Consider the following 10541-nt stretch of genomic DNA (forward strand, 5'->3'; position numbering starts at 1 on the left):
CGAAAGGCGACAGATGTCGACCGAGGACAAGCTGCGCGACTACCTCAAGCGCGTGACCGTCGAACTTACCCAGACACGCCGCCGCCTCGCCGAGATCGAAGACCGTAGCCACGAGCCCATCGCGATCATCGGGATGGCCTGCCGCTACCCCGGCGGCGTGGCCGGACCCGAGGATCTGTGGGAGGTGGTGTCCTCGGGCGTGGACGCGATCGGTGAGTTCCCCGCCGACCGTGGCTGGGACCTCGACGGCCTGTACGACCCGGCCCCCGACGCGTTCGGCAAGTCGTACACGCGGCACGGCGGCTTCTTGTACGACGCCGGCGACTTCGACGCGCCGTTCTTCGGGATGAGCCCGCGCGGCGCGCTGGCCACGGACCCGCAGCACCGGTTGTTCCTGGAGGTGAGCTGGGAGGCGTTCGAGCGGGCCGGCCTCGACCCGGACACGCTGCGCGGCAGCAGGACCGGGGTCTACGCGGGGACCATGTACGAGTACTACGCCGACCGCTACCTCGGGGCCATCCCCGAGTCCGTCGAGGGTACGCTGCTCACCTCCAGCACGCCGAGCGTCCTGTCGGGCCGGGTGGCGTACACCTTCGGGCTGGAGGGCCCGGCCGTCACCCTGGACACCGCGTGCTCGTCGTCGCTGGTCACCGTGCACCTGGCGGTCCAGGCCCTGAGGCGCGGCGAATGCGCGCTGGCGCTGGCCGGTGGCGTGACGGTGATGGCGGCGCCGGACCCGTTCGTGGAGTTCTCGCGACAGCAGGCCCTGTCGCCCGACGGCCGGTGCAAGGCGTTCTCGGCCGCCGCCGATGGCGCCGCCTGGGCCGAGGGCGCGGGCGTGATCCTGCTGGAACGGCTGTCGGACGCGCAGCGCGACGGCCGCCGGATCCTCGCGGTGATCCGCGGCTCGGCCGTCAACCAGGACGGCGCCAGCAACGGCCTGACGGCGCCGAGCGGTCCGGCGCAGCGGGAGGTGTACCGGCAGGCGCTGGCCGACGCTCGCCTCGAACCCCGCGACGTGGACGCCGTGGAGGCCCACGGCACCGGCACCCGGCTCGGCGACCCGATCGAGGCCGAGTCGATCATCGCCGCCTACGGGCAGGACCGGCCGGCGGACCGCCCGCTGCGGCTCGGCTCGGTGAAGTCGAACATCGGCCACACCCAGGCCGCCGCCGGGGTCGCCGGGGTGATCAAGATGGTGAAGGCGCTGGAACACCGGACCCTGCCGGCCACCCTGCACGTGGACGAGCCGACGCCGCACGCGGACTGGTCGGCCGGGGCCGTGGAACTGTTGACGGAGGCTGTGGCCTGGCCGGTCTCGGACCGGCCGATGCGGGCCGCGGTCTCGGGGTTCGGCATCAGCGGGACCAACGCTCATGTGATCTTGGAGCAGGCGCCGGAGGTGGTGCCCGAACCCGTGACGGTGGATGGCCCGCTGGTGTGGGTGTTGTCCGCCAAGACGGAAATGTCGCTACATGCGCAGGCGGGCCGTTTGCGGACGTACGCGGCCACCGCGGCAGATGAGGATCTGGCCGTCGCGGGAGCCGTACTCGCTCGGCGGGCGCGGTTCGCGTACCGCGCGGTGGTGGTGGCCGCGGACCGGGACGAGCTGGTGGCGGGCTTGGCGGCGTTGGCGGCGGGTGAGTCGCACGCGGCGGTGAGCAGTGGTGCGGCGCCGGCTGATGTGCGGCCGGTGTTCGTGTTCCCGGGTCAGGGCTCGCAGTGGACGGGCATGGCGGTTGATCTCCTGGAGTCCAGTGAGGTGTTCCGGGAGTGGATGAGCCGGTGTGATGCCGCGCTTGCCCCGTACACGGGCTGGTCTGTGGTGGGGGCTTTGCGTGCGGGTGAGCTGTTGGGTTCGGAGGTCATTCAGCCGGCGTTGTTCGCGGTGATGGTGTCGCTGGCGGAGGTGTGGCGGTCGCTGGGTGTGGATCCGGCGGCGGTGGTGGGGCACTCGCAGGGGGAGATCGCGGCGGCCTGTGTCGCCGGGGCGCTGACACTCGACGACGCGGCCAGGATCGTGGCGCTGCGCAGCCAGACCGTGGTGCGCGGGCTGGCCGCCACAGGCGGGATGCTCGCGGTCGCGCTGCCCGCCGAAGAGGTACGGCTGGAGCCGTGGGCGGACCGCCTGTGGATAGCCGTGCACAGCGGGCCCGCCGGCACGGTCGTGGCAGGGGATGTGGACGCGCTCGACGAGTTCGCGGCGGCGTGGGGCGAGACGGTCCGGGTGCGCAGGATCGCCGTCGACTACGCCTCACACACCCCGCACGTGGAAGTGCTGCGCGAGGAGTTGCTCGCCACGCTGGCCGGGATCGCGCCGCAGGCGACGGACGTGGCCTTCTGCTCGTCCATGGCCGGCACCTTCGTCGAGCCGACCGGGCTGGACGCCGCCTACTGGTACGACAATCTGCGCAACCCCGTCCTCTTCCGCGAGTCGATTGGGGCGTTCGCGTCGTTCGGGACGCCGCTGTTCGTCGAGGTCAGCCCGCATCCCGTGCTGGGCGGCGACATCGAGGACATCTGCCATGAAGCGGGCATTACCGCTGGGGTATGCGGGTCGCTGCGTCGCGGTGCCGGTGACTGGCGCCGGTTCCTGGCCGCCCTGGCCCAGGCGTGGGTGCTCGGGGCCGAGGTCGACTGGCGGGCGGTGCTGGCCGACGTGCCGTACCGGCAGGTGGACGTGCCGACCTATGCCTTCGATCGGCGTACGTACTGGCTCAAGACCGCCGAGCGGCGTGCGCAGCAGGCGGGCGGCGCGGGGATCGGCGGCTCGCGGCATCCGCTGCTGACCGCAGTCGTCCCGGTGGCCGACGACGGGTACCTGCTCACCGGCCGGCTGTCGGCGGCCGCGCTGCCGTGGCTCGCCGACCACTCGGTCTCCGGGAGCGTGCTGCTGCCCGGGGCCGCGTTCGTCGAGCTGGCGCTGGAGGGCGCCGCGGTCGCGGGCTGTGACCTGCTGGAGGAGCTCACGCTGGAGGCGCCGCTGGTCCTGCCCGCGACGGGTGAGGTCGGGCTGCAGATCACGGTGAGCCCGTCCGACGCCGCCGGGCGGCGTGCGCTGACCGTCTTCTCCGCCTCGCCGGATGCCGAGTGGGTACGTCATGCGTCGGGCACGCTCCTCGAAACGTGCGTTTCCGCTGGAGAGTTCGGCTGGGCCACGACCTGGCCGCCCGCGGGCGGGTCGCCGGTGAACGTCGACGGCGGGTACGAGCGGCTGGCGGACTCCGGTTACGAGTACGGCCCGGCGTTCCAGGGCGTGCGAGCGGTGTGGCGGCGGGACGAGGAGCTGTTCGCGGAGGTCGTGGCGCCCGACGGGGTGGAGCTCGACGGGTACGGGATGCACCCGGCGGTGCTCGACGCGGCGTTCCACCCGTTGCTGCTCGCGGGCTCCGGTTCCGGCTCCGGGGGGCTGCGGCTGCCGTTCGTGTTCCGGGGAGTGCGGCTGGGTGTGCCGGGGGCCTCGGTGCTGCGGGTACGGCTGGCATGGGCGGGTGACGACGCCGTGGTGGAGGCGGCCGACGTCTCGGGCCGGGCGGTGCTGTCGATCGAGTCGCTGCGGGCCAGGGCCGTACCGGTCGAGCCGTCGGCCTCGACGGGCGCGGTCCCGCAGGGGCTCGACTGGGCGAAGGTGCCCGCGGAACTCGGCGGCCCTTCATCGAAGGACGGTGGCTCGCGCTGGGTCTGGCTGGACGAGGACGACCTCTCGGCGGCATCAGACGGATTGGGCAGGTCCGGCGCGCTGGCGGCTTCGGAGGCGGACTTCGTCGCGGTGCGCTGCTCGGTTGCCGCCACGAGTGTGACCGCCGGGGCGCGGGAGCTGTTCGGCCGGGTGCTGGATCTGCTGCGGAGCTGGCCGGCCGACGCGCGGGCCCGGCTCGTGTTCGTCACCCAGGGAGTCCTGGCCACGGACCGTGTCGACGCCGCGGCCGTGGCCGCCGGGGTCGTCTGGGGCCTCGTCCGGTCGGCGCAGGCCGAACAGCCAGGGCGGTTCGCGCTGGTGGACGCGGAAGAGGGTGTCGCGGACTGGGACCTGGTGGCGGCGGCGATCGACGCCGGTGAGCCGCAGCTGGCGATACGCGACGGAGTGCCGCTGGCGCCCCGCCTGACCCGCTGCCCAGCCGCATCCTCTGCCCACGGCACGGACATGGCCGCTGGCGCGGACACAGGCCACGGCGCGGGTGTGGCCTCTCCTCAGGGCGTGAGCACGCTCCAGGGCGCGACCACGGCTTCCCCCCAGGGGGCGGGCACAACGCTGGTGACCGGCGGGACCGGTGGGCTGGGCGCTCTGGTCGCGCGGCGGCTGGTGGAGCGGCACGGGGTCCGGGACCTGCTGCTGGTCTCGCGGCGCGGGCCCGAGGCGCCGGGGGCAGGCGAGCTGGTGTCGAGCTTGGAAGAGCTTGGGGCGCGGGTCACGGTGACCGCCTGCGACGTGTCCGACCGCGACGCTCTGGCCGTACTGCTGGCCTCGATCCCCGAGGACCGGCCACTCACCAGCGTGGTGCACACCGCCGGAGTCCTGGACGACGCCACCCTGGAGGGGCTGTCGGAGCGGAAGCTGGAGGCGGTGTTCGCGCCGAAGGCGGACGCGGCCTGGCACCTGCACGAGCTGACCCGTGGCCTGCCGCTGACCTCGTTCGTGGTGTTCTCGTCGCTGGCGGGCGTGCTCGGCAATGCCGGGCAGGGCAACTACGCCGCCGCGAACGCCTTCCTCGACGTGCTGGCCGCGCACCGGCGCGGACTGGGCCTGCCCGCGGTGTCCGTGGCCTGGGGGCTGTGGGACACCGGCTCGGACATGACCGGTGCGCTGACGGCGGCCGACACCGCCCGCCTGGCCCGTGCGGGCGTCGCGCCGCTGAGTGTGGCGGAGGGGCTGGAGCTGTTCGACGCGGCGCTCGACGGTGACGAGGCGCTTGTCGTCGCCTCCGGCTGGGACGCTCCCGGGCTGCGGGCCAGGGCCGCGGCGGGTGACCTGCCGCCCCTGCTGCGCGGACTGGTGCGCGCGCCGCGCCGTACCGGATCCGGGCAGCACGCGGGCAACGCCGGGCTGGCGGCCCGGCTGCCCAGCCTGTCCGAGACCGACGCCCGCAGGCTGATCACCGACGTCATCCGCGCGCACGTCGCCGCCGTACTCGCGCACGACAGCGTGGACGCGGTCGACGTCGGCAGCGCGTTCAACACGCTCGGCTTCGACTCGCTGACCGCCGTCGAGCTGCGCAACCGGCTCAACGCCGATACGGGGCTGCGGCTGCCCGCGACCCTGGTCTTCGACCACCCGACCGTCACCACGCTGGCCGACTACCTGTTCAGGAAGCTCGCCCCGGCGGCCCCCTCGGCGGAGGACACGCTGCGCGGCGCGCTGGAACGCGTCGACTCGATACTCGCCCGCGCCAACGGTGACGCCGAGCGTATCCGCGGCAAGCTCATCCCGATTCTGCAGAGTGCCCTGACCAGGCTCGGAGCCGATCCCGACGGCATGAACGGCGCGGCGGAGAAGATCGACTCCGCGACCGATGAAGAGATCTTCGCGCTCATCGACAACGACTTCTGACCATGACTCTCGTTACCGGAAAGGCTCGTCCGATGGCGACCGAGGACAAACTTCGCGACTATCTCAAGCGCGTCACCGTCGAACTGACCCAGACGCGCCGCCGCCTCGCCGAGGCCGAAGATCGTCAGCACGAGCCCATCGCGATCATCGGGATGGCGTGCCGCTACCCCGGCGGCGGTGACACGGTCGAGGGTTTCTGGAACCTGCTGCGCGACGGCGGCAGCGCGGTCACCGAGGTGCCGTCCTCCCGCTGGGACATCGACGACTACTACGACCCCGACCCGCGTACGCCCGGCGGCATGTACACCAGGTACGGCTCCTTCCTGCCGGACATCGCCGGCTGGGACGCCGAGTTCTTCGGCCTTTCGCCGCGCGAGGCCCTGCGGATGGACCCGACGCAGCGCCTCCTGCTCGAACTGGCCTGGGAGGGACTGGAGGACGCGGGCGCGCCACCGTCGCGCCTGTCGGGCAGCCGTACCGGCGTGATGGTCGGCTACATGGACAGCCTCCAGTACGGCAGGCTCCAGCTCGAACGGCACGGCGCGGAGGCGCTCGCGGACCCGTACCTGGGCCAGGGCTCGTCCATGAGCGTCGCGGCCGGGCGCATCGCGTACCTGCTCAACCTGTGCGGCCCCACCATGGCCATCGACACGGCGTGCTCGTCCTCGCTGATCGCGGTCCATCTCGCGGCGGAGGCGCTGCGGCGCGGCGAATGCGACCTCGCGATCGCCGCCGGGGCGTCGATGACGTTCCATCCGAGCACCTTCATCCAGGCGTGCGCGGCGTCGATGCTGTGCGCGGACGGGAAGTGCAAGACGTTCGACGCGAGCGCCGACGGCTACGTCATGGGCGAGGGTGGCGGCGTCGTGGTGCTGGAGCCGCTGTCCAAGGCGATCCAGAACGGCCGGCGCATCCGCGCGGTGATCCGCGGCTCGGCCGTCAACCAGGACGGCCGCAGCAACGGTCTCACCGCACCCAGTCGCGGCGCCCAGGCCGACGTGATCGGCCGGGCCCTGGCCGCCGCGCGGGTCGCCCCCGAGGACATCTCGTACGTGGAGGCGCACGGCTCGGGCACCCACCTGGGCGACGCCATCGAGCTGTCGGCCCTGCACGACGTCTTCGGCCAGCGCCCCGGCGCCCGACCGCTACGGGTCGGCGCGGTGAAGACCAACATCGGCCACACCCAGGCGGCGGCCGGGGTGGCCGGACTGATCAAGACGGTCCTGGTGCTGGAGAACGAACTGATCCCACCGAACCTGCACCTGTCGGAACCGGCTGCGGCGATCCCGGAGGACGGGACGGTAGTGCCGATGGCCGGGACGCCACAGGCGTTCACGGGGGCGGGGCCGCGGCTGGCGGGGGTGAGCTCGTTCGGCTGGTCAGGCACGAACGCCCACGTCATCCTGGAATCCGCTCCCGAGCCTGGTGATGCGGGGAGGTCGGCCGACGACCTGCCAGAACCCTCCGTCGCCGGGCACGGTACGGTCGGCGTGGCTCGGGCGCTGGTGCTGCCCGTGTCGGCGGCCAGCGACGCGGCCCTCCGGGAGCACGCCGGGCGCCTGGCCACGGTGTTGGCGGCGCGGTCGGATTCGGCCCGGTCGGATTCGGCCCGGTCGGATTCGGCCCGGTCGGACTCGGCCCGGTCGGCAGCGGCCCTGGCCGACGTGGCTCGCACGCTGCAGGCCGGTCGCGCCGAGCACGATCACCGGCGCGCCCTGGTCTGTGCCGACCTCCCGGACGCCATACGTCTGCTGGGCCGCGTCGCCACCGAGGGCGGCGTGCACCGGGTGAAGGGCCGTCCCCGGGTCGCGTTCCTGCTGCCCGGCGTCGGCGACCAGTACGCGGACCTCGGCAGGGAGCTGTACCGCACCGAGCCCGTCTACGCCGAGGCGGTAGACCGCTGCGTCGAGCTGGCCGCCGATCGGTGCGGCGTAGACCTACGCGCCTTGTTCGGCCCCGCGGACGACCAGAGCGACGACGAGAAGCCCGCCGCCGACCAGGCACGACCCTCGGGAGTGGACCGGGCGCGGCCCTCGGACGGGGACCTCGCGGCGCTGCTGGGTCGTGACGGTTCTGGGCAGGACCGGGCCGACGACCCGCTCAGCCACGCCGAGGTCGCCCACCCGTTCCTCTTCACCGTCGAGTACGCGCTCGCCCGGCTCCTGCCCCACTGGGGCGTCACCCCGGACCTGCTCATCGGCTACAGCCTCGGCGAGTACGTGGCGGCCTGCCTCGGCGGCGTCTTCACCCTGGAAGACGCCCTGTACGTGGTGGCCGAACGAGCCCGCCTGATCGCCGCCGCGCCGGCGGGCCGCATGGTCGCCGTCGCCGCAGACGAGGACCGCGTACAGGGACTGCTCGTCGGCGCTGAGGCCGAGGTGGATGTCGCGGCGCTCAACGGGCCCTCGATGACCGTGCTCAGTGGGCGGCCCGAGGACATCGAGGCCGTGACCCGGCGCCTCACCGCCGAGGGTGTCGCCTGTCGGCCGCTGCGGTCCGCGCACGCGTTCCACTCGTCGCTGCTCCAGCCGGCCCGCGAGAAGCTGGCCGCGCTGCTCGACTCCGTGCCGCGCCAGGCCCCGGCCATCACCATCGTGTCCAACCTCACCGGCGTCGCGCTGACGGCCGAGCAGGCCACCAGCTCCCAGTACTGGGCCGATCAGCTGGTCAGCCCGGTCCGGTTCGCCGACGCCGTACGGCACTGCGTCTCGCAGGAGGTGGATGTCTTCGTCGAGCTCGGCCCCGGTCAGACCCTCGGTGGGCTGGTTCGGCAGAACCTGTCCGACCGGCCGGCCACCGTACTCGGCACCCTGCCGCCGCTCTGGACGGCGGGGCAACGGCGGGACGCGCGGTCCGAGCTGCTGGAGGCGTGCGGGCGGCTGTGGGAGCTGGGCGTCACGCTGAACTGGGCGCCCACCCGCCCCACCGGTGCCCGCCTCGTCGACCTGCCCGCCTACCCGTTCCAGCGCACCCGCTTCTGGCCGGACCAGGGCCGGGACGTCCCCCGAACCGACCGGCCCGCCAAACCGGCTGACTTCGCCTTCGCCCCGATCTGGCAGCAGGACCCCACCCGCCCCACCCCGACGCACCTCGCCTCCCGCGACGGCCGTTCAGGGGACGTCGCACCTGCCGTACAGCTCAGTGGGCCGTTGGTGGTGTTTGCCGACTCGGCGGGGGTCGGTGCGGCGCTCGCCGAGTCGGTCGCCGCAGCAGGGACCCAGGTGATCGAGGTCGTCGCCGGGAGCGGGCTGCGGCAGGACGGTCGCCGCATCGTCATCGATCCCGCTGTGCCCGAGCACTACGCCCAGGTGTTCGCCGCCGTCACCGAACCGGGGCCGGTGCATGTGGTCCATCTGTGGAGTCGGCTCGCCACGGCCGCAACCCAGGTGTACGCCAGCGACGAGGAGCTGCGGGCGGCCATCGGGCACGGGTTCGACAGCCTGCTGCTGGCCGTACAGGCGCTGGGTGAGCTGCCCGCGCGCCAGGGGGTGCGGCTGCTGACGGCCACCCAAGGGGCCGCCGAGATCCTGGGCGGCGACGCCCTCGCGCCGTACCGGGCCGTGACGCACGGGCTCGGGCGGGCGGCGCACCACGAGTACACCGGACTGACCTGGAGCGGTGTCGACCTCGACCCCGAGGACGACGCGCAGGCGGCCGGGCAGCTCGTCCACGAGCTGCTCAGAGTGCCCGACGAGGCGCACGACCGGCTGACCGGCTGGCGGCGCGGCCGTCGCTGGGTGAAGAGCTGGGGCGAGGTCCCGGACCAGGGCGAACCGGCCGGGAGGCCGTGGCGGGCCGACGGCGTCTACCTGATCACCGGTGGTGCCCGGGGACTCGGCATGGGGCTGGCCAAGCACCTGGTGCGCGCCGGAGTACGGCGGCTCGCCCTGGTAGGCCGTACCCCACTGGAAGCCGCCCTGCCCGAGTCGGGCGGGAAGGTGGCGCGGAGTCTGGCAGACGTTGCCGAGCTTGAGGCGGCCGGGGCCGAGGTGTTGTTGCTCACCGCCGACGCCGGTGTCCCGGACGAGCTGCGGCGGGCGCTGCGCCGGTGCCGGGAGCACTTCGGCACGCTCACCGGTGTGGTCCACGCGGCCGGCGTACCGGCGGGTGGGATGGTGCAGCGGCGGACCGTGGCCGAGGCGGGGGCGGTGCTCGCGCCCAAGGTCCTGGCGATGGGACCCCTCGCCGAGCTGGTCGGCCCGGGCACCCCTGCCGGGGAGCGGCCCGAACTGCTGGTCCTGTACTCCTCCGCCGTGACCGCGTTCGGTGGCATCGGCGAGAGCGACTACTGCGCCGCCAACACCGTGCTCGACGCGTACGGCGAGGCTCTGGCGGCCACCGCGCCGTCCACCAGGGTGGTGTCGGTCGCCTGGGGCCCGTGGCAGCACGACGACTGGCAGGCCGACTCCCTCAAGGGCGCCTCCAGCCTCGCCCAGCGGGTGACCGCCTACCGGGAGAGGTACGGGTTCGCCGAGGAGGCGGGCTGCGCGTTCCTCGACCGGATCGTGACCGGCGGCCACGGCAGCGTCCTGGCCGCGCGCCAGCCACTGCGGGACGTCCTGCGTGACTGGTCGGCCATGACCGACCTCGACGCCCTGGTCGGCGCGGCGGCGGCGCCTCGCGGGGAGCGGTTCCCGCGGCCGCTGCTGCGGACCGAGTACGTGGCGCCCAGAACCGAGACCGAGACCAAGATCGCCGATGTTTGGGGCGCCTACCTGGGCATCGAGCAGGTCGGCGTGCACGACCCGTTCTTCGACCTCGGAGGCAACTCCCTGGTCGGCATGGCCATGGTGCTGGCCATCGAGAAGGAGCTCGGCGTGGCCATCGCGCCCGCGGTGCTGTTCGAGCACCCGACGGTCGCGGAGTTCGCGACCGCGCTGGAGCGGTCGGACGACGGCTCCGCACGACAGGCACTCACCACCAGCTCGGCTCGGGGGCAGCGACGGCGCCGGGCCCGTTCCGGGGGCGGACGGAAATGAAGCCCGACTTGAGC

At 73.4% G+C, this 10541-nt stretch carries 2 protein-coding genes; both read left to right on the forward strand.

Going from position 1 to position 10541, the window contains the following annotated elements:
• The first annotated feature begins 13 nt into the window (after window positions 1–13).
• Window positions 14–5548, forward strand: a complete 5535-nt coding sequence (locus AB0J16_RS09575; protein WP_358536524.1) for an SDR family NAD(P)-dependent oxidoreductase — start codon at window positions 14–16, stop codon at window positions 5546–5548.
• 32 nt (window positions 5549–5580) lie between these two features.
• Window positions 5581–10527, forward strand: coding sequence for an SDR family NAD(P)-dependent oxidoreductase (locus AB0J16_RS09580; protein WP_358536525.1), 4947 nt, complete (start codon window positions 5581–5583; stop codon window positions 10525–10527).
• Window positions 10528–10541 lie beyond the last annotated feature (14 nt).

Origin of the sequence: Nonomuraea sp. NPDC049750 (assembly GCF_040659625.1) — a bacterium.
GTDB lineage: Bacteria > Actinomycetota > Actinomycetes > Streptosporangiales > Streptosporangiaceae > Nonomuraea.